This window comes from Candidatus Berkelbacteria bacterium, from assembly GCA_016432625.1.
GTDB lineage: Bacteria > Patescibacteriota > UBA1384 > 2-12-FULL-50-11 > 2-12-FULL-50-11.
Window position 1 is genome coordinate 374,329 of the sequence record CP066697.1, and the last position, 21,733, is coordinate 396,061.

Annotated in this window: 19 protein-coding genes and 2 tRNA genes; 5 read left to right on the plus strand and 16 right to left on the minus strand. The window is 49.8% G+C overall.

Features of this window, described 5'->3' with window-relative positions; translation table 11 throughout:
* The 5 genes from rpmF to HY845_02265 form a co-directional block, all read right to left on the minus strand.
* A complete protein-coding gene (gene rpmF / locus HY845_02245; protein QQG52133.1) occupies positions 1-219 on the minus strand; it encodes a 50S ribosomal protein L32 in 219 nt (72 codons plus the stop codon).
* A gap of 41 nt (positions 220-260) precedes the next feature.
* Positions 261-3,104 (minus strand): class I tRNA ligase family protein, encoded by a 2,844-nt coding sequence (locus HY845_02250; GenBank protein QQG52134.1) that lies wholly within the window; start codon positions 3,102-3,104, stop codon positions 261-263.
* A gap of 44 nt (positions 3,105-3,148) precedes the next feature.
* Positions 3,149-4,267, minus strand: a complete 1,119-nt coding sequence (locus HY845_02255; GenBank protein ID QQG52135.1) for a Glu/Leu/Phe/Val dehydrogenase — start codon at positions 4,265-4,267, stop codon at positions 3,149-3,151.
* 92 nt (positions 4,268-4,359) lie between these two features.
* The gene (locus tag HY845_02260; protein QQG52136.1) at positions 4,360-5,382 is read right to left on the minus strand and encodes a hypothetical protein; all 1,023 of its coding nucleotides are present in this window, start codon (positions 5,380-5,382) and stop codon (positions 4,360-4,362) included.
* A 151-nt stretch (positions 5,383-5,533) separates the two neighbouring features.
* A complete protein-coding gene (locus tag HY845_02265; protein ID QQG52137.1) occupies positions 5,534-5,983 on the minus strand; it encodes a hypothetical protein in 450 nt (149 codons plus the stop codon).
* Between the two features lie 207 nt (positions 5,984-6,190).
* Here HY845_02265 and HY845_02270 point away from each other — a divergent pair, with 207 nt between their 5' ends.
* From HY845_02270 to HY845_02280, 3 genes are all read left to right on the plus strand, one after another.
* A complete protein-coding gene (locus HY845_02270) occupies positions 6,191-6,601 on the plus strand; it encodes a hypothetical protein (protein QQG52138.1) in 411 nt (136 codons plus the stop codon).
* 292 nt (positions 6,602-6,893) lie between these two features.
* A complete protein-coding gene (locus HY845_02275) occupies positions 6,894-7,490 on the plus strand; it encodes a hypothetical protein (GenBank protein QQG52139.1) in 597 nt (198 codons plus the stop codon).
* Positions 7,491-8,131: 641 nt separating this feature from the next.
* On the plus strand, positions 8,132-9,697 hold the full coding sequence (locus tag HY845_02280) for a VCBS repeat domain-containing M23 family metallopeptidase (protein ID QQG52140.1): 1,566 nt from the start codon (positions 8,132-8,134) through the stop codon (positions 9,695-9,697).
* Positions 9,698-9,797: 100 nt separating this feature from the next.
* On the opposite strand, the gene HY845_02285 is transcribed toward HY845_02280, so the two are convergent.
* The 3 genes from HY845_02285 to HY845_02295 all read right to left on the minus strand — a co-directional run bounded on the left by HY845_02285 (position 9,798) and on the right by HY845_02295 (position 11,365).
* Positions 9,798-10,505, minus strand: a complete 708-nt coding sequence (locus HY845_02285; GenBank protein QQG52141.1) for a hypothetical protein — start codon at positions 10,503-10,505, stop codon at positions 9,798-9,800.
* A gap of 285 nt (positions 10,506-10,790) precedes the next feature.
* Positions 10,791-11,129, minus strand: a complete 339-nt coding sequence (locus HY845_02290) for a hypothetical protein (protein ID QQG51376.1) — start codon at positions 11,127-11,129, stop codon at positions 10,791-10,793.
* A 163-nt stretch (positions 11,130-11,292) separates the two neighbouring features.
* Positions 11,293-11,365: transfer RNA gene (locus HY845_02295), tRNA-Ala, on the minus strand.
* A 121-nt stretch (positions 11,366-11,486) separates the two neighbouring features.
* On the opposite strand from HY845_02295, the gene HY845_02300 reads away from it, so the two are divergent.
* Positions 11,487-11,711, plus strand: coding sequence for a DUF378 domain-containing protein (locus HY845_02300; GenBank protein QQG51377.1), 225 nt, complete (start codon positions 11,487-11,489; stop codon positions 11,709-11,711).
* 54 nt (positions 11,712-11,765) lie between these two features.
* Here the strand turns inward: HY845_02300 and HY845_02305 are convergent, their stop codons facing one another.
* The 8 genes from HY845_02305 to HY845_02340 all read right to left on the minus strand — a co-directional run bounded on the left by HY845_02305 (position 11,766) and on the right by HY845_02340 (position 20,906).
* A complete protein-coding gene (locus HY845_02305; GenBank protein ID QQG51378.1) occupies positions 11,766-13,394 on the minus strand; it encodes a 2,3-bisphosphoglycerate-independent phosphoglycerate mutase in 1,629 nt (542 codons plus the stop codon).
* Positions 13,378-14,610, minus strand: a complete 1,233-nt coding sequence (gene eno / locus HY845_02310; GenBank protein ID QQG51379.1) for a phosphopyruvate hydratase — start codon at positions 14,608-14,610, stop codon at positions 13,378-13,380. Before eno ends, HY845_02305 begins: the two co-directional genes overlap by 17 nt.
* Positions 14,611-14,617: 7 nt before the next feature.
* The gene (locus HY845_02315) at positions 14,618-15,643 is read right to left on the minus strand and encodes a bifunctional phosphoglucose/phosphomannose isomerase (GenBank protein ID QQG51380.1); all 1,026 of its coding nucleotides are present in this window, start codon (positions 15,641-15,643) and stop codon (positions 14,618-14,620) included.
* An 83-nt stretch (positions 15,644-15,726) separates the two neighbouring features.
* A complete protein-coding gene (locus tag HY845_02320; protein ID QQG51381.1) occupies positions 15,727-16,971 on the minus strand; it encodes a hypothetical protein in 1,245 nt (414 codons plus the stop codon).
* Between the two features lie 126 nt (positions 16,972-17,097).
* Positions 17,098-17,790, minus strand: a complete 693-nt coding sequence (locus HY845_02325; GenBank protein QQG51382.1) for an SGNH/GDSL hydrolase family protein — start codon at positions 17,788-17,790, stop codon at positions 17,098-17,100.
* Between the two features lie 48 nt (positions 17,791-17,838).
* On the minus strand, positions 17,839-19,107 hold the full coding sequence (gene purD, locus HY845_02330) for a phosphoribosylamine--glycine ligase (protein QQG52152.1): 1,269 nt from the start codon (positions 19,105-19,107) through the stop codon (positions 17,839-17,841).
* A gap of 1,038 nt (positions 19,108-20,145) precedes the next feature.
* On the minus strand, positions 20,146-20,655 hold the full coding sequence (locus HY845_02335) for a hypothetical protein (GenBank protein QQG51383.1): 510 nt from the start codon (positions 20,653-20,655) through the stop codon (positions 20,146-20,148).
* Between the two features lie 179 nt (positions 20,656-20,834).
* Positions 20,835-20,906, minus strand: a tRNA-Ala gene (locus HY845_02340).
* Between the two features lie 184 nt (positions 20,907-21,090).
* Here HY845_02340 and HY845_02345 point away from each other — a divergent pair.
* Positions 21,091-21,693, plus strand: a complete 603-nt coding sequence (locus HY845_02345) for a threonylcarbamoyl-AMP synthase (protein ID QQG51384.1) — start codon at positions 21,091-21,093, stop codon at positions 21,691-21,693.
* The last annotated feature ends 40 nt before the right edge of the window (positions 21,694-21,733 follow it).

Sequence of the window (21,733 nt, forward strand, 5' to 3'; positions counted from 1 at the left end):
CTATTTTACTTCGTCTGTAGCGTTTAGGCGAATGCGCTTCGTCGGCGCATTACTCTTCACTAATTTTCCGCGGTAAAAGCCACAATGTGGGCAAATGATGTGCGGAAGCTTAGGTTCGTGACAATTTGAACAAACCGCCACTTTTGGCGCGTTAATCTTATATTGCGCGCGTCGCAAGTGGGTTCGTGTTTTTGAGAGTCTTTTCTTTGGCTCGGCCATTTAGAAACAATTTTATCTCAAAAAACACCTAAAAACTAGACTTATGCTGTGTCTGAAACGAAGTCTATAAAGAGACCCGGCTTATAGATGATGCGTGTTTTATCTAAAACTGGAACCTTTTCTTTGAAATCTGACGTCTGAACTAGTTCCATAACTTCGTCTTGGGACTCATTACCCTCAACTTGTTGAATACCGATATGTTTATGGTTAACGCGAACTGATAGTTCTTTCATTGAGGCGGCTTCTGCTCCCGAGGTAGGCCATTTAGCGTGGAAAATGGATTGTTTCTCGCCCATAGCTTCCCAAAGCTCCTCGGTTAAGTATGGGAAAATAGGGGATAGAGTGATCAGAAATTCCTTGAATATTGTCTCGCTGACCGCTTTTGAGCCCCAGCTATTAATTAATTTCATCGCTTCGCTAATAACGGTATTTAGGCGGAAGCCGGCAATCATTTTGTTCACTTCACGCAGGTAGTGATTGAATGCCGCTGTTTCTGCTTGTTCAGCTGGTGAGTCGACAACTTTTTCCTTAAATTGGAAAGCTTTTATTAAAAAGCGGTGGATTCCGTTAATGCCATTAACATTCCACTCGGCCTCGATATCCATCGGTCCGACAAAGAGTTCGTACCCTCGCAGCGCGTCCGTGCCATAGTGTTCGATTAACGGGTCTGGTGAGACAACATTACCTTTAGACTTACTCATTTTTGCCCCGTGAAGCGTAATCATGCCGATATTAAATAGTTGCTTGAACGGTTCGGCTGTGGACGCGTCTGTGTAGCCGTTCTTAGCTAGGAAACGGGCAATAAAGCGCGCATACAGCAGGTGAAGCGTTGCGTGCTCGATGCCGCCGATATAAAGGTCGACAGGCAGCCATTTTTTGACTAATTCAGGGTCGAACACAACAGAAGTGTCGCCAGGCGACAAATAGCGCAAAAAATACCAAGAAGAATCGACGAAGGTGTCTAGCGTATCCGTTTCAAAGTGCCAACCTTGTCCGTAAAGCTTTTCGGCCCGTTCTTGATACTCATTTGAGCGCGCCAGCGGCGATTCACCGCCAGGTAAAAAGTCGACATCGTCGGGTAGTAAAAGTGGCAAATGCTCGTCCTTAACTTCGTGTAGCTTACCGTCCGGGTCGTAAACAATCGGGATCGGCGCGCCCCAATATCGCTGACGTGAGACCAGCCAGTCTCTCAAGCGGTACGTCGTTGCCTTTTTACCCTTATTATCGTTTTCTAGTAACGTGACTATCTTTGCCGAAGCTTCATCGCTTTCCAAAGAATCAAATATACCCGAGTTAACTAACGTTCCTGCTTCAGTGTATGGTGTGAAGCCTGCATCAAGCCAGCGTAGAATAAACTGATGCGTCTCTGGTGTTAGAAATTTAGCTAGATCTTCTTTTGTGAGCCAAACCAGGTCATGCCGAGCCTGCTCAGCACTGTCAACTATGTCCTGTTCCTCATTTTCCAATTCGACGAGGAACACGTGTCCGCGTACCAGTTTGTTCGTTTTCTTAGGTAGGTGGTAGAACAAGCCGTCAATTACTCCTAATTTTTGCGATATTTTAGCGTTTTTATACCCAGTTTCTTCGCGAATTTCTTTAACTACCGTCTCTTCCGGCGAAAGATCGTCAATCGTGCCCGTCAGTAGGGTTTTTGCGCCCCAGGAGCCCTCTTTCCAGTCAAGGCCGAGATACTTGTCTTCTGTTGGGTGCTTGACGAAAACAATCACGCTTTGACCGTTTGCGGTTGGCTCGTCGGGACGATATTTGGCTGGTTCTGTTGATTGAACCAGTTTTGGGGCGATAACTTGAATAATCGGCAGGTTATGTGTTCTGGCAAACTGGAAATCGCGTTCGTCATGTGCCGGTACGGACATCGCCGCGCCCGTGCCGTAGTCCATAAGCACATAATCAGCGATCCATATCGGCAATTTATCGTTCGTCAGGGGGTGGGTAGCGTATTCTTCCGTGAAAACAGCGGTCTTGGCAGTTTCTTTTTGTTGTTGACGGTCAATATTAGTTTTCGCTCTGACTTCACTTAGATACCCTTCGATTGCTTGGCGGTTTTTGTCGTTGGTGAGCTTAGCGACTAACGGGTTTTCCGGTGCCAGGACGATCGCCGTCACACCGAAAATGGTGTCGGGTCGTGTGGTAAATACTTTAATTTCGCCTGCAGTGCTACCGAAAACGATCTCAGCGCCATCAGAACGCCCGATCCAGTTACGTTGAAGCGTCTTGACGTGTTCTGGCCAGTTGACCTCTTCCAGGCCGTCAAGTAGCTCGTCAGCCAGTGCTGTCGTCTTGAGATACCATTGCGAGAGGCTCTTTTTAGTAACAACGGTGCCGCAGCGCTCGCATTTGCCGTCTACTACCTGTTCGTTGGCAAGCACGGTCTGGTCGTTCGGACACCAGTTCACCAAGCCCTCACGTTTTTCGGCGTAGCCGTGCTTATAAAGCTGTAAGAACAGCCACTGCGTCCACTTATAGTAATCTGGAGTACTCGTGTTAATTACTTTTGACCAATCGTAGGCGGCGCCTACTTGTTTCAATTGGTTGGTGAATGTCGGAATGGCTTTTTCGGTGAACTCGCGCGGGTGGGTCATATTTTTTATCGCCGCGTTTTCGGCCGGCAAGCCAAAAGCGTCGAAGCCCATCGGGTGAAGCACGGTTTTGCCCATCAGACGCCAATAGCGAGCGTAGAAATCGCTTAAGACATAACCGCGCCAGTGGCCGACGTGCAGGCCTTCCCCGGAAGGGTAGGGGAACATGTCTAAGCAATAAAACTTGTCCTCGGCTTCTTTAGGGTCAACTTCGTAGAGTTTTTCTTCTTGCCAACGCTTGTTCCACTTTAGTTCAATAGCAGCGTGGTCGTAAAAGTCTTTGGCCATGTCCAAGGCATTGTACCCCTGAATACCGACAGGGAAAAGTCGAGTTAGAAAGCAGACTTGCGTTTCTGCATCGCCGCGATAACTTTTTCCCTCGCCAACACATTTGCAACCTCGCGCAAGCTCTTTTTATCCTTATCAGCGCGAGATAATACAGCGCGTGTAGTTGTGGTGATTTTTTCCTCGACGATTTTGAACATTTCTTCTGGCTTCATGCCAACGTGCTCACAATACGACGAGATGACGCCGCCGGAGTTTGCGACAAAGTCAGGAACGACTAAGACGCCTCTGTCGATAAGCTCTTTTTCTATCGCCTCGGTCATCGGGATATTTGAGCCCTCGACAATCATTTTGGCCTTAACTTCGTCCTTATTTTCTTTGTTAATGACGTCCGTGACGGCTGCAGTTATCAAGACGTCAACATCAAGCGTCAAGAGCGCTTCGGTCTCCATTTCTTCGGCACCTGCTGTATAACGCACCGAGCCACGATCGTTTTTGGCCGCCCAAACTTTATCGAGATCGAGGCCGTTTTTGTCGTAGGCCGTACCCCTTGAATCAGAAATAGCGACTATCTTCACCCCAGCTTCGCTTAAATGCTGAAAAGCAAAAGTGCCGACGTTTCCAAAACCTTCAATGGCGATAGTTACATCCTTTGGATCGATCGATTTATGCTTGAGAAGTTCCAGAGTTGAATGCGCCACGCCAAAGCCAGTTGAGCCAAGTTCATGCGGCAGGCCGCAATGCCCATCCTCGCAGTAATCTTTAGGTTTGCCGGTAGCGGCCTTAAATTCGCCAATTGCTTCAGCAATCCATTTCATCTCGTCCTCACCGCTAGAAACATCGGGACCGGCGATATATTTGTTGATGAATAGTGTTTTTAGTGCTCTAGCGAAGGATTGTACGATTGCCTTTTTCTTTTTGTCGCCGCCCGCCCAAACAATGCCGCCTTTGGCGCCACCAAACGGCAGATCGACTAAGGCATTTTTCCAGGTCATTGTACGAGCAAGACGGAAAACTTCCTCGGGAGTAACACTTGGGGTCATCCTAATGCCGCCCTTGCCCGGCCCCATTGCAGTGTTATCTATCACTAAAAATCCTACCATCCCAGTGTTGGGGTCGGAAACTTCAATCACGTATTCAGGACCGAATTCATCTTTGGTAATCATTTTTCCTCCACGAAAATCTTCTGTTTGGTTCTTATGTTGTAGCAGGGGATTGTGGTCACGATCAAGGGTCTGGTTAGCAGTTGATTTATGCTTTAGCGAAAGTCGCTTTTCAGATAGGGCTTTGTTTGGTAGATAACGATATTTTTGTATTTTCCAGTCATGCTGCCAAGACTGCGGGCGGTGCTGCGAGGGTTAACTAAGCTCTCGGCGTTAACTTTGGTGAGCGAATCAGTTGTTTTTGTTGAGTCCGTGAAGTAGAGGACGTCGCCAACGTAAAAACTGCCGAATTCACACTCGACGAAGTACGGCCCGTCTTTCGAAATTACACTGTCGCTTAACCAGTCATAGTCGTTTAGCGATGTAGCTGCGCTAGGCGAGTCGGCGATATCCACAACCGGCAGTATTCGCTTAACCTCATTGTTGCCCTTTTTCAAGGCGATGTTATCAGTTGCCTGATTTAGGTCGGTATAAAATTCGTCTGTGCCAGAAATGTAGCGATACATGCCCTCTGATTCCACCTCGAACAAACGGCAGTCGATGCTCGCTTTCGTTGCTTCTACCGGAGAGTCAATAACTAATGTTACTTCTAGTTGTTTCGGCAGTTTTGACGGAACAATCGACCGTTCAATTAACTTGTCTGAGATAACCGTTAGCGGTATGTCGCTGTAACGCTGTTCGATAGTTTTGTCCCTATTGCCACTTGCGTAGTCGTAAGGGTTAAGCCTAGAGATTGGTAGGTAAAGTATTTTTCCGACCAACGGGAAAACGACCAGCAATAGTACGAGCATGGCGACCAAACTCTCTTTGGTTTTTGGCAGTTTTTTTCTTAAAAATATAAAAGGTACGATGCTTACGACCAACACTTCGCCCACTATTGAGAGTATGAAGAAGGCTATACCGCTAAATGTCGCTCCTCCGAAGGCAATCAGAGCGGGAAGATAGAAAAGTGAAGCAAGCGTGACGAACGACGTTGAAGAAATACGCCAAGGCCAGCCATGCAAGATTGCGTAATTAAGCAGGAGATTAGCAAGCGCCCCGATAACAAAGTAAATAACAAACGCGATTAACGCGTTCTTATACCAGTCTTTTGGAAAGCGCTCTGGGTTTTTGCTCATTGAACAAATTGTACAGTAAATGCCGTGATTTCGTGCTTTAGGCACGTTCGCTCTGATTCTTGGATTTAGGTAAAGAGAAAGCCGGTACCCTTACGGGAACCGGCTCAAAAGTCGATCTCTATTTAGCTGTTTGGCCTACGACGCGGCTTGGCTAGCCCTTAACGGTTGTCGACGCCCGACGCAAGTCACGCGTCAGCAGCCGAAGTTCGATCAAGTCGAACGTGCCCTTCTTTGCAGGAAGCTGAGTGACGAGCAATGCCCGATCAGCCCAAGTAGCTTTCAGTGCCACGGCAAACGTAGCACCCTCGAACGGAACGAGCGTGTAACCAACTTCCTTCTTGCCCTTCTTGGCCAGCACCAGCATGACGCCATCGGAGGCAAACTTGGGTGGCATCGCGATTTCTAGAAAGCTGATCGGCTTCAGAGCGTCGGACTTGTCGGTGACGATCTTCCCGGATAGCTTCAGTCCCGTAGCCTTAGCTTTGGGGTACTGCTTGTCGAACTCCTTCCGGGCCTTCGTCACAGTCTGGTCAGGGGCCTGAGCGTGGACGATTGGCGCCACGATCAAAGCCAGTAAAAGAACAATTAGAATGAGTCGCATTACACGACCTCCTTCCTCGCGAATACGAGGGTAGCGATAATTATAAAGATAATATTGGCGGAATCAAGGATTTCACACCTGATTTAAGTGAGCTCAATATCCTCTTCCGGTAAATGCGCCTGTGACCCCCTGGATTCTATTACCTGTTACCTCTATAATATGCCGAGATTGTGTACCTGCTCGCAGGTTGCTCAATAGGGAGGACCTTTGAAGATTAACTTTGTTCAGTACGAGCCGATCGCGCCGTCAACTCCGAACGGGCTCGTCGCCTATATCGTGAGCGATAAGCTCGTGGTGTTCAGCGGCCTGATACCGACCTCATCGTCCACCATCAACTCCGCAGAAGCGATTTTGGTAGCAATCTGCGAACGCGAGAAACTGGACTGGCGTGAATGCACGTTCATCGACATTCAGACTCGTCGGTGCTACGAGAGGTTTAAGAAGTTTGAGCACGAGCTCTCGCGGCTAACTCTCTACCAGAACACCGAGAAAGCGTTTGTGATGAACTGGATGCCTGCCGAGGAATCTGAGTTGCCCGCAGGCTGCATCGAACTCTTTGACGAACTGCCGTGGTACGAAGATACGCCGAGCACAAAGCTCGACGACCTCAAATCGTGACCACGATTCCGATTGACCCCAGCTACCACTGGGGTCTTCGTTTATACTGGCTGTCCTTGCGTGTGAAAGTGGACTGCAGAAACGAATATACGAACCCAACAACAGATAACGATACGGCTACGAACTGGCTAGTATTCCTGAGAAGGATGTATGAACAGTTCGGCCCGAATGCTGTTGCGAGCAGCAGAAGATGAGAACATAGCTCACTCACCACAAGTGGAACGCCTTGGCGATACTGCCCTGCTTTGTGCGTATTGACAAACGCAGACGCGCGGCATAGCGTCGAAGCAGAATGCCTCAAGATAACTTTAGGGGTAGACCGGGCTTCTGGATCGCCATCGTCGCCTTAGCTTTGCTCGGTGCCGGCTATTTTGCATACAGCTTCTATTCAAAAAACAAAAGCTCCGACGACAGTAAGCCATCAACCACCGAGACTCCCCCTGCTTCTGTCAATTCTCCTACTCCAGAAGATCCTTGTTCCGAATGGAAACAATATACAAACTCAGAATTTCGGTTCAGTCTTTGCTATCCACCGGCATGGCAGCTAACAGAGGACGAAGCGTCAGCCTTCACAAAGGAGAACACGAGGCTACTGTTTCAGGTAACAATACAGCAAGCCGATGGCCAACGAGTTAGTTCGATTGGAGTGTTCAGCAATGTTGAGGGTCTAGAGCTAGGGAAGTGGATTGACAAATATAACCCCAATCCAAACACTTACGCTGAAGTCACAGTGGACGGTGAGCCCGCCCGAAAATTCGAGAAGACGGCCATGGGCTCCAAAGCTACAAATATCTATACGATCTTCATCCAACGAATATACGCGCTCAGTTCCACTCCCGGAAACACAGAATTCGAACGGATCTTGTCTTCATTTAGGTTTCTCAGGTGATGAAGCGACTGCGAAAGTGGATATTGGCGACAGGCGTAGTTGCGCTGAGCCTGTTGTCGATTGTCCTCCCACCAATTAGTGCTACATCGGGCTCTGATGACCCCTGGTCCGAGTATAGCGACCATAGATATGCCTTCTCGGTCAGTCACCCATCCAGCCTTCACCCGGTTGCGTATGACGCAGATCAGATCACGCAAGAGAACACGAGGCTCTTGAGAGAATTGCGCTTCAATGCGAGAGATGAGGCAACGGTCCTTAGCGTGGCCATTTTCAATAACCGCGAAGAACTACCCCTACAACAATGGATAAGTCGGTATAACCCGAACGAGAACGACACCGGAACCGTCAAGCGATATGGCAATGTTGAAGGAAGAGCATACCAGAGGAATGCAATGGGCGAGCCCTCACCCAATTTCTACGTAGCGAGAGGACTACGGGTATATGCAATCACTGGTCTTAAGCAGGATAATCAGTTTGACCGGTTTGCTACTAGTTTACGCTTCTCTCCCTTCGGGTTCCTCAGAATACGACATGCCTCAACAGCATATGCTCTGGGGCCTTATGTCCTCCCCTTCTACTCGAACCAAAGCGTCACCTGTGGTTTTGGATGCTATTATGGCCACACAGGGGTTGATTATGCTTTGCCGAACGATACATCGGTGGCTGCGGCAGCAGGCGGCGAAGTGTGGAACTACTACTACCCTGGGCCGAGCAATTACGGAAACCTGCTCGCAATAAAGCACACCGCAGGTCACAGATCGCGCTATGCTCATCTCGGCTCCTCGCTGAAGGCAAATGGAGCAGATGTTAGCCAGGGAGAGGAAATAGCGAAATCCGGGAACTCAGGAGGGCCGTGGTGTCAGGAATATAACCAGCAAGGGGAATGCACGCGCTGGGCGTCGCCTTACCATCTTCATTTTGAATCGCGGATTAACGCAGGGGATGGCAACCATTTAGCAGGAACAGCGGTGGATCCCTATTCTTCGGGTGACTACCTGTGGTCCACCAACCCTCCAACTCTTGCCAGTCATAACACCACGGTGTCTCTATCGGCAAGCAAGATCTACTCTCAGTTGGGTAAGAGGGTCGCGTTGACCTGGTCGTCAACGAACGCAACAAGTGTAGTAAGCAGTAACTTCGGGGCATCGTCTGTTAGTGGCAGCGCCAGCCTCAAGCCACTGCGGACTACAACTTACAACATCACTGTCAACGGTCCAGGTGGGAACGCGAGCTCGCAGGTTACAGTAAATGTTTCTCCATTGGCTGATTTCACGCGTGATACGCTGTCTGATCTGGCTGCGGAGTATCAGCCGTACGGTAGCTGGTGGGTGGGGGTGAACACGGGTGGGGCTTTCAACTCAATGAATGCTTGGCTCTACAACCAGCTGATTGGCACCAGCGTCAGTATCCTCAACGGCGATTACAACGGCGACGGCTACATGGATATTGCTGCCCGGGATATCAGCAGCGGCAACTGGTGGGTGGCTTTAAATCAAGGCAATAACACTTTTAGCACCATGCAGCAGGTCTTGTCGGCACAAGCCGGTGGCACCGACTACGATGTGTTGGGCGGTGATTTCAACGGCGACGGGCTGGCTGACTTCGGCGTGAAGTATCGGCCGCTTGGCAGATGGTCTGTTTCTATAAACCAAGGCAGCCTGTCGTTCACCTCGTTCTGGACTTGGCTTGATGGGCAACTCGGCGGAAACGACAGCGACACCTTCAGCGGCGACTTCAACTATGACGGCTTTACCGATGTTGGCGGCAGATATCGCCCGAGTGGAGGTTGGTGGATCGCGAACAACCAGGGCAACAGCTCGTTCGGCTCAATGACGCAGTGGCTAACTAACCAAGGCGGTGGCAACGACTGGGACACGCTGAGCGCCGATTTTAATGGCGACGGTTACACCGATATCGGTGGGCTCTACCGACCGAACGGCGACTGGTGGATCGGCACCAATACCCAAGGCAGCTCGTTCAACAGCCTTAACACTTGGCTGACCGGGCAGGCTGGCGGCACGGGCTGGAACACTTTCTACGGCTACTTCAACAACGACGCGTATGCCGACATCGGTGGCCGGTACGGCGCTTACGGCGACTGGTGGATCGGCCTCAATACAGGCAGTCAGTTCGGCAGTATGACGAAATGGCTGGCCAATAACGCGGCTGGTGCGGGCTGGAACGTTATCAACGCTCGTAGCGAGTAGCGTACTGAGTTTGTCCAGAATTAGCAGTCGACTGACCCCTTTCTCCTTTGGCACAGGTCAAAACACTTTAATGCTATGCTTCTCGACCCTGTGCTATTTGCTACAGAGAAGGCTTGCTTAGAAGTTTAATCTCTCCCGTTTGGAGATCATAATCGTACACGTAGTCATATTTACCGCCATAGAACTTACCAGGCAGTTGTAAATGAGAGGTTGGATTCTTATGGTAAGTCACGCTGGCTACTTCCTTCTGAAGGTCGTAACCTTCTTTCGTAAGTGTCTCTTCCAATCCACTCGCTGAAGACAAGTACTTATCCAACGAGCCCTGATCATGCACGTCACACTCCTTCACTAGCTCGGCGAGTTGCTCCTCGTACCGCGATTTCATTCGGTCGGGGTATATTGAGCGAAGTATGCCAACGGCACTTATCGTTTGATTCTGCCACGTCCCTCTGTGGGGATCGACCATTCTGCCACCGCTTCCGAAAAATAGTGATTGCTGATCAATATCGGCCGTACCAGTATCAGCATCAATCGGCATTGACACTGCTATGTTTCCAAACATCGCTCCATACACAAACATCGGGTCAGTCACGGCTCGATGGGTATTGTCTTTGACATAAAGAATACAAGGGTAATCGGTTGATCCTGCGAATTGCGCACGGGCCTTCTTGATTTTTTGTCGTAGCGGCGCATAAGGGTCAAATGATCCACTAATCATTGTTCCGGATCTGAGTAACGCTAACTCTTTTGGGTTATAGTCGATGTCTTCAACTTCGGCGACTGCGGCCAACTTCTTTGCTTTATACACGCTGAAGTCAGGGGCTTTAGTCCCACGAGGTTCCTCGTATCGTGGCATATAGCCCAAGGAGATCAGGTGCTGGCATATCGCCAGTTCACTCGGCTTTTGTGGAGATTTCATCGTTCAAGTGGTGCACTACTCTGATAAGAGCCCACATCAGCCCGTGACAGGTTCAGAGTCGAAGCCGGACTTGTTAGATAGCCTGAAGCTCTGCCGTGAAATCTACCGCCGTTTTGGACCTGGCTCGAACCAGTCCACTGACTTGCCCTTTGTGGGAGTACACCCCGGCTCACATTAAACATCTAGAGTACTCTCCGGGTTAGTAAAGCGGTTCCGAACCGAGGGGAGTTCCATTGGCAAGTGTTCGAGAGAGTTTGTTAATCGGCTTAGTGCGTCGCGCCACGTCTTTATTCCGCTAAGCCTCACGTGATGAAGACCACCGTATTTTCTTGAATCTAAATGCCACCCCAGCCTTCGGCTGTAATCCACCCTATAGAGTTCTTGTACCGTATTATCGTTCACTCGCAGCAATGCCAGCGTTGCTGTCGGGTTATTGACGTCGGGGGTCGAGATCGCGTTCAACTGGTAGCTCGTCATCAATGGGTAGATACTTCCCAGCGAGGCACTTGTCATTACCACTGAGCTTCTTGGTAACACCCGCTCTTTACAGTATGTTCCAGGTTTCACGTTTGTCCACCCCTCGAATAGGCATTGACTTTGAAGCCTCTTCTTTAAATCTAGTAGGTCCTCAACAATTTTGGTCATGTGTCAAATGTAGTTCGTTTTACCGAACATGTGGACCGTATCGGACTTGAACCGATGACCCCTTCCATGCCATGGAAGTGCTCTACCAGCTGAGCTAACGGCCCTACAACGTGAAATTATACCTCAAATCTGCCGACATTAAACGGGTTGCTCTTGCAAAGTAACGTGGTTTGGCGCAGTGTAATTGCAGATAATTAACGTCGAGTAAGGGGGGAGGTGAGACGTATGAAAATGAGCGGAATGGACTGGATTGTTTGGATACTCCTCTTTGTCGGCGGCCTTAACTGGGGTCTCGTTGGCGCTTTTGATTTTAACCTTGTTGACTCTATTTTCGGCGCAGGATCGGCTATCGGCCGTATAATCTACGTACTCGTAGGCTTAGCAGCCATCTGGAGCCTTTTTGGAATGTTTATGAAAGGCAACGGTTCCTCAAGTGGAATGAACCAGTAGGAAGCTGAGATAGTGAGAAAACGGACTCGAATAAACCCGGGTCCGTTTTTCTTATCACAGAGTAGAAGCTGCGGAGCGAGCAACTTGTGGCTGAACCACCAGAAGTGACGAACCCGTCATCTCGGCAGGTTTAGGGATGTTGAGAATATGCAATAAAGTTGGTGCCACGTCAGAAAGTATCCCGCCCGAACGCAGCTGGCAATTAACCACAGCGTTACCAGTCACGATAAATGGCACCGGGTTATTGGTATGCTCTGTGTCTGGTTCACCAGTTTTGGGGTTGACCATCTGTTCAACGTTTCCATGGTCAGCCGTTATGGCGAAAATCCCACCCGCTTGAGCAACGGCCTGAGCGATCTTATTTAGATTGGCATCAACTGCCTCACAAGATTGAATCGCGGCACGGAGGTTGCCAGTGTGGCCGACCATGTCAGGGCAAGCAAAGTTAAGAACGATGAAGTCGTACCGATTGATATTCTGAATAACAGTGTCGGCAATTTGCACAGTCGACATCTCGGGCACTTGATCAAAACTCGGGACATGTGGCGAGGGGATAACGATACGGTCTTCGCCCTTAACTGGCTGCTCATTACCGCCATTAAAAAAGTAGGTAACGTGGGCGTACTTTTCACTCTCAGCGACGTGTAGCTGCCTCATCCCAGCATCGCTAATTACCCCCGACAATGATTTCTTAACATTGTGCGGTCGGAAAGCCACGTGGATTGGCAGACCTTCTTCGTAATAAGTAAAACCGACGAAGTAGAGATTGGAAACGGACTTTTTACGATCAAAGCCCTCAAAATTTGGTTTCATCAACGCCTGGGTAATCTCCCGAGCCCTATCGCCACGGAAATTGAAGAAAATTACCGTATCGCCATCCATAATGGGCTTAAAGGTGTTTTTTGGTCCCTGAATAACAGTTGGAGGAATAAACTCATCGGAAAAGCCGTCTCTATAAGCGGCCGCAACCGCCGCTTCAGGCGTAGCAGCTGTTGGTCCAACGCCTTCGACCATCGCCCGGTACGACTTTTCGACTCGCTCCCAGCGGTGGTCACGATCCATCGAGTAGTAACGACCGGAAACGGTGCAGATACTGCCGACACCAAGCTCCTGTGTCTTAGTGGTAACATCAGCAAGAAACTCTTGCGACACAAACGGCGGCGTGTCGCGTCCATCAGTAATAGCGTGAATACAAACATCTGTGAATTGCTGTTGCTTAGCAACTTCTAGCAGGGCGTAGAGGTGTTCAATATGACTATGAATTCCTCCAGGCGAGACGAGGCCGATAATATGGACCCGCTTACCGTTTTGCTTGGCCTGGTTAATTCCTTGCAAGATTACCTCGTTACTAAAAAAGGTCTTGTCCTGGATGGCTTTGGTAATTGAAGGGAAATATTGCAAGACAACTTGGCCAGCACCGATGTTTAAGTGTCCGACTTCTGAGTTGCCGCGTTCGTTAGGCGGCAAGCCAACACCTTCGCCCGAAGCTTGCAGCGTTGTGTGAGGAAACTCTTGCATGGCCTTGTTCATGAAGGGGATTTTGGCGAGTGTTACAGCATTGCCGCCCCAGTGTGGCGCCACACCCCACCCGTCAATTACCGCCAAGACAACCGGTTTTGGACGATTGTATTTGGCCTTAGGCGCTGCCGACGCGCCATTAGGCACGTTAGACGATTGCGGCATGGCCCAACTCTTGTTCAATAGTTAATAACCTGCGGTATTTTGTCATGCGCTCCGGATGAGCGTCGTTTGGACAGCCGGTTTTAATAAACTGCGCGCCTACACCTACTGCGAAATCAGCGATAAAATCATCGAGCGTCTCGCCAGAGCGATGCGAGACAACGATCAAGTACCCAGCTTGTCGGGCGATTTGAATGACTTCAAGCGTTTCAGAGACGGTACCGATCTGGTTCAACTTGACCAGAATTGAGTTGGCGGCCTTCTTGTCGATGCCCTGACGCAAGCGTTCTGGATTGGTGACAAATAAATCATCCCCGACAAGCATTAGTTTCTTGAAGCTCGAGTTTGATTCGTCCATTTTAGTGCGGAAAGTCGCCCAATCATCCCAAGCTTCTTCGCCAAACGGGTCTTCAATCGACAAAATTGGAAAATCTTTCAACAAACCGAGGTAGCGTTCTGGCGAAATTTCAAAAGTTTCCGGCAAGCTCGAGGCGGCGATATCAAGCGCGATAGAAACCTCATCCCAGGGTTTATAGCCAGATTGAACTATCGCTTGGCGCAAATAATCCATCGCTATCTCATTGGTGTCGAGCATCGGCGCGTAGCCGCCCTCATCACCAATAGGGAGAACCGGAGAAACCGCACGCAACATTTGTCCTAAAGTGCTGAAAATTAGTTTGCCGGCGGAAAGTTGGGCGTGATAAGTCTCGATACGATCCGGAATAACCATAAATTCCTGAATTTCTAGATTATTGTCGGCGTGTTTGCCGCCGTTGATGAGATTCATCATCGGGATCGGCACGCTAAACGCTTGGCGAGAATCTAAGAAACCAATATAGCGGTAAAGTGGTAATTTCAGCTCGTTAGCGCTAACCCTGGCTAAAGCTAACGAAACGCTCAAAATTGTGTTGGCGCCAAGCCGGGATTTATCGGCGGTACCATCGAGTTCACGCATGATCCCGTCTAGCTCCTGTTGCGTAGTTGGATCTTTGCCGACAAGCGCCCGTTCTATTTCATCTTTAATGAAAGCTACCGACTGCTTAGGATCGATCATGACCGCTTCAAACTTGCCTTTGGAGCCACCACCGCCCGGTACAGCTGAAGTAGCGACGCTGCCGGAACTTAGCCTGACTGTGGCTTGAAGTGTCTCGTCGCCTCGCGAGTCGTGGATAATCTCGCCGACGACGCTTTCAATAGTTGCTTTGTTTGTCCCCTCCATGCTGGTCTTAGAGCTTCCCCAGCTCTTCCTTTAGAAACTTAATCGGCTCAATTGGTGATGGGTCGGCGCCGTAAACGCCGGCCAGATAAAAACTAAGCAAGTCGCCAAAATAGATTAGCAGCCATTGTTCCGCCAAAAGCGAGCCAGATTTTACCGAAAGCGGCACGAAAGGAATATGCTCTTTATCGAACCATTTGTGCAAGATTTTGTGGCGCGCGTTATTACGAGAGAAGCCGTATTTTGACTCCAGGTAGAGAATCATCAACTTTTCTGGCACCGCAAACTCAGTCCCGACAATGGTGTTATGACAAAGCTCCGGCACCACACCCGCAAAAGCAAACGTTTTGCTATTTTCGTTAAGTTGGTTTACCCAGCGCTTTGCCAGAGAAGCGAGAGGGGAATGGGCAAAAATTAGTGGGATCTTATTATTCAAAGAGATGGCGAGCTCTTCGGCTTTGGGCGGAAAGATTTTTTTGTCGACGGTTTTCTTCAACTCATCTAGCGCCTGGAAATAGTTATTTTCTTTTACGCCAACGAGCTCCAGCTTAGCCATAAGCGTTAACAGAGATCCGTACAGCCAACCAATCGCAGCACGCGGCGACGATTCGTAGGTCACGCTAACGATGGGGAAATTGTGAATTTTGCTAAGCTCGGCTAATTTGCCACCACTCGTAATAGCAGCGATGCGACATTTCTTTTCTACGGCAACTTTTACCGCATCAAGCGTTTCTTCGGTATCCCCAGAGAAGCTGCAGGCAATAACAAGAGTGTCTTCGTTAACCCAACCAGGAAGTGAGTAGTCTGACCAGACGTGAATCGGCACAGTTGAGGCCTCACGCGTCAATTCTTGCAAGAGGAGTCCGGAGATGCCGGAGCCACCCATGCCACAGATAATTACGTTAGTTACTCCCTTAATGTTTACGTCGACATCTTTAGTCCATAGCGACGTCCAGGCCTTCTCGAACTGGTTTGGTAGGTCATGAATCTTGCCGAGCATCCCGCCCTCGTCAAGGACTACAATTTGTTCGCTCATGAATTCAGCGTACTACAGATCGGATGTTTGTTAAACGAGTGAAGCCCTTGCAACTTGGCAAGGGCTTCGGTTTTGAGCTGAACTCAGGAGATGAGTAGCAGCTCGTCGAGAATCGCCGTCAATTGCTCTCGCTTATCGACGTGATTCGGGTGAAGGTAGGCGTGAACGAACGGGTACTGCTCGCCGTGCGGCGGTTTGTAGTCGTGCCCGTCAGCGGTCACTATCCGGACGTTCGAGAGGTCCTTGACCCCCTTGTACCGCCCCATATGGATGCAGACATTTTCCGGCTCGATCTTGAGTTCACTGGCAACCCTATCGGCGAAAACCTGCTGGTTCGGTTCGTCGGTGATGATCGAGAGCTGCTCGGCAGTCGGCCAACGAAAGTGTCCCAAATAGACCCGCTCGTAATGCCGGTTGTTCGAAGCGCACTCGGTCAACGACCGTGCCTGTGGACAGCTGCAGCCGAGCAGAAACTGCGCTGCCTCGCTGTCTTTCATGTCGAAGAACGCTCGATCGAGCAGCCCTTCGCAGAAGGCGAAGTGAGCAGCACGAGCCACGAGCACTTCAGGACCCTCGATGTCCACGCTATAGATAAGGTCGAAGATCTGACGACGGGTGTCGCAAGCATTCTTGACTTCCACGGCGAGGTTGTAGGGAACAGTGTCCCGGTCTCGAAGCATCAGGCGCCCGTTATCGTCTTGTTCAACGCAGTAGCTGATGGCCTCCGGGCAGTACGGTCGCCCGTTCCGGTTGTACTGCATCCGGGCGTAGTGAAACGTCCCGGCATTCGAGTCGGAACCGAACATCGAGTGAAGCAAATCGTTTACCATCGGAGTAGGATGTTTCGCCCTAACAGCTTTGGCAGCTTCATCGAAATCCAGCCCGAATTCCCGGGCAATCTCACCAATCTCCTCATCGGCCAGTTTGGCGACAAGTTCTTCGTGATCACCGCCCAGAACCAGCTTTTGAGTCGGTTCGAGGCTGTGGGCAAACGGCGCCTTTTCACTGTCATGCGCCAGATCAATCAGCTGTTGAAGCAGACGATACTGACGCAACTGGGCTGTACGAGTGGTGATGAGACCTTGATAGTAGACCCCCAGCGTATGCTCGTAGACAGATCGTCCGCTGTTGATCGCTGCCATGCCAGTAAAGAGCCCCTGGATAGCAACGTGCCTGGCGCGCTGCATCCTTTCGGTTGAGAGGATCTTGTCGGCAAAATGAGTCACTGGGATTGGGCCGTGATCGTTATCTGGCCAAATCCACGCAATGTCAGAAATCTTCAACCCCAATTCTTTGGGGATGTCGGCGTATTGTGCTTCCGTTACCATTTCCCCTCCGTCGGGTTGTAAAAGTCCAAATGCCGTCCCTAGGGAGCGGCTTAAGGCCAGTTGTAATGTACAAGAAAAGTCCTGTATGTAAAGAAGTTCTAACTGTTAGGACATATTCTATGGCAACTAGTTGAGTATCTTCTGAACTATTTCTTCGCCGATCAACTTGTAGCCCTCGTCATTTGGATGAAAGCCGTCTTGGCCAATATAATCCGTCTCGCCGTGCAGGCGGTTTTGAGAAAAACTATAAAAGTTAAACATTCGCATATTCGAGTAACTATTGGCGATATTGTCGATTTTGTTGTTGTAACTTCTTGTCCGATAGTCAGCGATACTCTGAATACTTTTAGGGACAATCGGAGTATTGGAAAACTGGGGAATGTTTGCCAAGACCACAACATCTGCCTTTGCGGTAAGTATTTTGGCAATAGCGTCGTAATTGGCCTCGAATTTCGAGGGGATAACTAAATGAGTAATATCGTTTGTACCGATGAATATCACCAAGGCCGCGTAATGCTCGCGCTGGAGTTTTGTCAGCTGGTCGTTTAAAACATCTTCGGTCTTTGAGCCCGGGACAGCTTTGTTCTCGGATGTAAACTCGCCGTAACGAGGACGGAGAGAATCGGTGATATAAGTTTCGAGCGTATTGTCGTTCTCAACCGATCCGACGCCCTGCGCAATACTGTCGCCGAGAATCAAAAGATTAAACGGTTGGGATGGACTAGGTGTAACTTGGCGACTTCGCCAGTAAAAATAGCCGCCGGTAATAATTCCGCCTAAAACGATAACCGCCACAAGCCACAACAAAACGCGCTTCATTAGGTTGATTCTACGCTTAATTACAAGGAAAGGTCCTAGCGAGTGTCGCTAGGACCTTAGTAGGAGATCAGCTCCGATGTCGCGACGGTAGTGCATACCTTCGAAACTTATCTTTGCCACTCCTTTATATGCATTTTCCAGGGCTTCCGGCAGTGTGTCGCCAACGGCCGTAACGCCTAAGACACGCCCTCCAGCGGTGCGCAGGCAGTCGTCGCGCCTGGTGCCAGCGTGGAAAACCACGACACCGGGGACTTTTTCCGCATCCTCAATGCCACGGATCTCAAAACCCGTCTGACAGGAAGGATCGGGATAGCCGCCCGACGCGATAACGACGCAAACCGCGTAGCCACGTCGCCAGCTCGTCGCAAAGGACTCAACCCCACCCTCGACCGCCGAGTCGAACAGGTCAAAGAGGTCGCCGTTGTACGATCGAACGTAGGCCTGCGTCTCTGGATCACCGGGCCGGGCGTTACACTCCAAGGTTTTGATGCCGTCCTCAGTGATCATTAGACCGGGGTAAAGACAGCCCACAAAAGGCGCTCCCAGGTCGGCCAGAGCCTTTAGAGCCGGCCCAACAATGCTTGAGCAAATGGGCTCGAGATCGTTGTACTTAAACCCAGGAACTGGGGTAACGCTACCCATGCCGCCGGTGTTTTCGCCACAGCCGCCTTCGTTGATCGTTTTATAGTCTTTCGAAGGTGGGAAAAGAGTCGCGTGTCGACCATCGCAGATGGCATGAATCGAAACTTCCTCACCAATAAGAAAGTCCTCGACAACCACTGTGTCGCCAGCGTCCCCATGGATTCGCTGGATCATGATCTTATTCAACGCGTCCTCGGCCTGAGCTGTTGTATGGCACGGATAAACTCCTTTGCCAAGCGCCAGGCCGCTCGCTTTCACAACCAATGGCCCATTGCACTCACGAATGTATGAGAGCGCTTGATCGAACTGGCGGAAACTTCTGAAAGAGGCGGTTGGTATCCCCGCAGTCTCCATCAATTGCTTCGCGAAGACTTTGGATGATTCGATTGCGGCTGCTCTCTGGGATGGTCCAAAGATCCGTAGGCCGCGACTCATAAAGACGTCAACGATCCCAGCCGCTAACGCATTGTCCGGTCCGACGACTGTCAGGCCGATATTGTTCTTCGCCGCAAAAACTGCAAGTTCGTCGATTGACAGGGCCGAGATCGGCACGTTTTGGGCGATTTGGTCGGTGCCGGCGTTGCCGGGCGACACAAAGACTTGATTGACCTTGGGCGATTGACAGAGTTTCCACGCCAGCGCGTGCTCTCTGCCGCCGCTGCCGACGATTAGGATATTCTGTTTCAAGGCTTCCTCCGTTGTTAAGACTGCAACCCAACAACACAGCAACCTTAACGTATTTGTGGACCTGGCGCGAGAACATTAGACACCTGTTAGCTTGATGCAACGCTCTAGCAGACTGCTTCACTCGCCGACGACTCACTATTATTGCTCAAGTAGGTATTAAGCTCGTTTAGAGTAGAACACACTTTGTTTTTCGGGGCTTGGTTTTGTCCACCAATCGACCAACCTCCTTCCGTACGTTCTATGTGATGCCATAAGACCTCTGCGTTCTTTCTCCACACCAAACAAGTCTGAAGCATAGACCCAACAGTCGGGTCTGGATTCTCGGTTATTTCGAAATATACAGTAGTTGCTAAGCTCCTGCCGAAGCCTCCAGGGTTGTTAACCTCTAGTTTTTCAGCTGGATGCAAACTACTTGCGTCATTTAATGACGCTATCTTATCTCTGTGTATATATGCACCCGAGCCTATAGAATCCCACTTTCGAGCAAGTGTATAGTTAGCTTCAAATTTCGGCGACCGAAGCGTGACTAGAAATGTTTTGGCCATGCCCGGTATACCATTATCGGTAGAGGGGTAGGCCATTAGAATCTGTAAGGATGTGCTGCGTAACTTATCAGGAACGTTCTTTTTCTGCGCCTCCCACACCTCCCTTGCTGTCGAATTCCATTTAACAACATATTCTGGATCCCAGCCGCAACCACTAGGAAGATGAGCAAGATAAAGCTTGAGGCTTTCTATCAGGGAGAATCCCAACAAAACATTTCCAGCAAAACCAGCGACGATACTACCGCTTATTGTATGGAGCTTCTGGAGGCAGTCAAAATAACGACCGTCTCGTAACGAAATGCGTGTATCCGACACACCCACCGTGTATCCATACATAGTCGGAGTTGAAACTATCCATGTCATCTCTCGCGCAAATGTAGCAACTATAATCAGCGATTACTAATCTGAGTGAGCCTTTGGTTTATCAATCGAGCTGCTTACATGACCTTTACGACGTGGTTTATAGCTGATCGACACACAATCAAACGCCGTGTTCTTTTAGCAAATTCTTTAAAAAGCCCAGTGCTTCACTCTCAACTAGCTGCGGAGTGATTTCCTTAAGCGTATACTCGCCCCTTGAACCGGCATGGCCTCCATGTCCTTGTCCAATCGTTGATTCATGGGACCAAATCTTCTTCGTTCTCCTATTAACACGGAAGCCAAAGCTTGGAACATCCCTGAAGCCATAATTTGGATCTCGTGGATCTTGAGCCTTTTTTAGCTCGATTTTCAAAGTAATACTTGGTTCTACGGGTAAGCTCTTAACAGAATCCCAGCCAGGATCGTCCTTTATGATATAGGCCTGGTGACCGCGTCCTTCAAGCTGCGATTTAAACTTATCCAGTGCCGGTTCGATTACTTCGTCTCTCGCTTGGACAAAATCCTGAATGAATTGATCTTCTTCGCTAACTTGAGCCTTGATCTCCTCGGCTCTCTGAGAGGTCTTGTCATCGTATTTGTCTAGTAGCTCGTCAAGTGAAGCATTGGCCATGTGTGAGTTGTATCTGATTCACGAAAAACGGTCAAGGGTGTGTCCTAGTAGCTCGAAACCCAACGAGAATCTCACTCTATGTAGAACGCGCTTAATAGGTTGGAAGTGTTTTCCCTTATTGTGGACCTGAGGGGAGTCGGACCCCTGATCCCTACAACGCGAATGATGAAATGTGGCTGTGGACCAGGCGGGAATTGAACCCGCTACTTCCTCAATGCGAATGAGGCGTTCTACCGATGAACTACTGGCCCTATTAATATGCTCTTCCGGGGCTCGAGCGTTGTAGGTATGCAACAGGCTCTCGCCCGCCGCAAAGGCTCGAACTAAAGCAGTTTAGTTCTCGCTGGCTCTGCGGCCCAGCTGAGCTAACGGCCCTCGTTTCCAGCGCCCCTATCTTAACAGATGTGGGTTTCGAGAGTAAGATTGCTCCGAACAATGTTTGTGCGCAAAATTGACGTTAATTTGCCAGATCAAAGCGTCATTGAGTACGCCGCCAAGTTGATTGATGGCGGCGGCGTTGTGGTTTTCCCAAGCGATTCCTGTTACGGACTGGCCGCTGACGCCACTAACAGATCGGCAGTCGAACGCCTCTACAAGATTAAGCAGCGCCCGTTCGATAAACAAATTAGCTGCATATTCCGTGATCTCGAACAGATTGAGCAGTGGACTGTCGTAGGTAAATCCCAACGAAAAACCCTGGAACGAAACTTACCTGGCCCATTCACCTTCGTCTTGCAGGCCAGAGTGGGCTGTCCGCTAGAAGGGGAGACTGTCGGTGTCAGAATTCCCGATAATTCCATTACCAGGGCCTTAGCGCACACCTTAGGCAAACCGTATACGGCGACGAGCGCGAACATAAGTGGGGAAGAGGTGACCTACGACCTTGACGAGATATTTCGTAATTTTGAGCGACAGATATATCAACCTGACCTTATCCTAGACGCTGGCAAGTTGCCACAATACCCGACTTCAGCAGTAGTCGATATCCGTAAAAACCGCCCGGTCATCATTCGTGAAGGCGTCGCAAAAGTCAGGTAAAGTACCTGAAATTTCTCCATATATCTGATAAAATTTACAA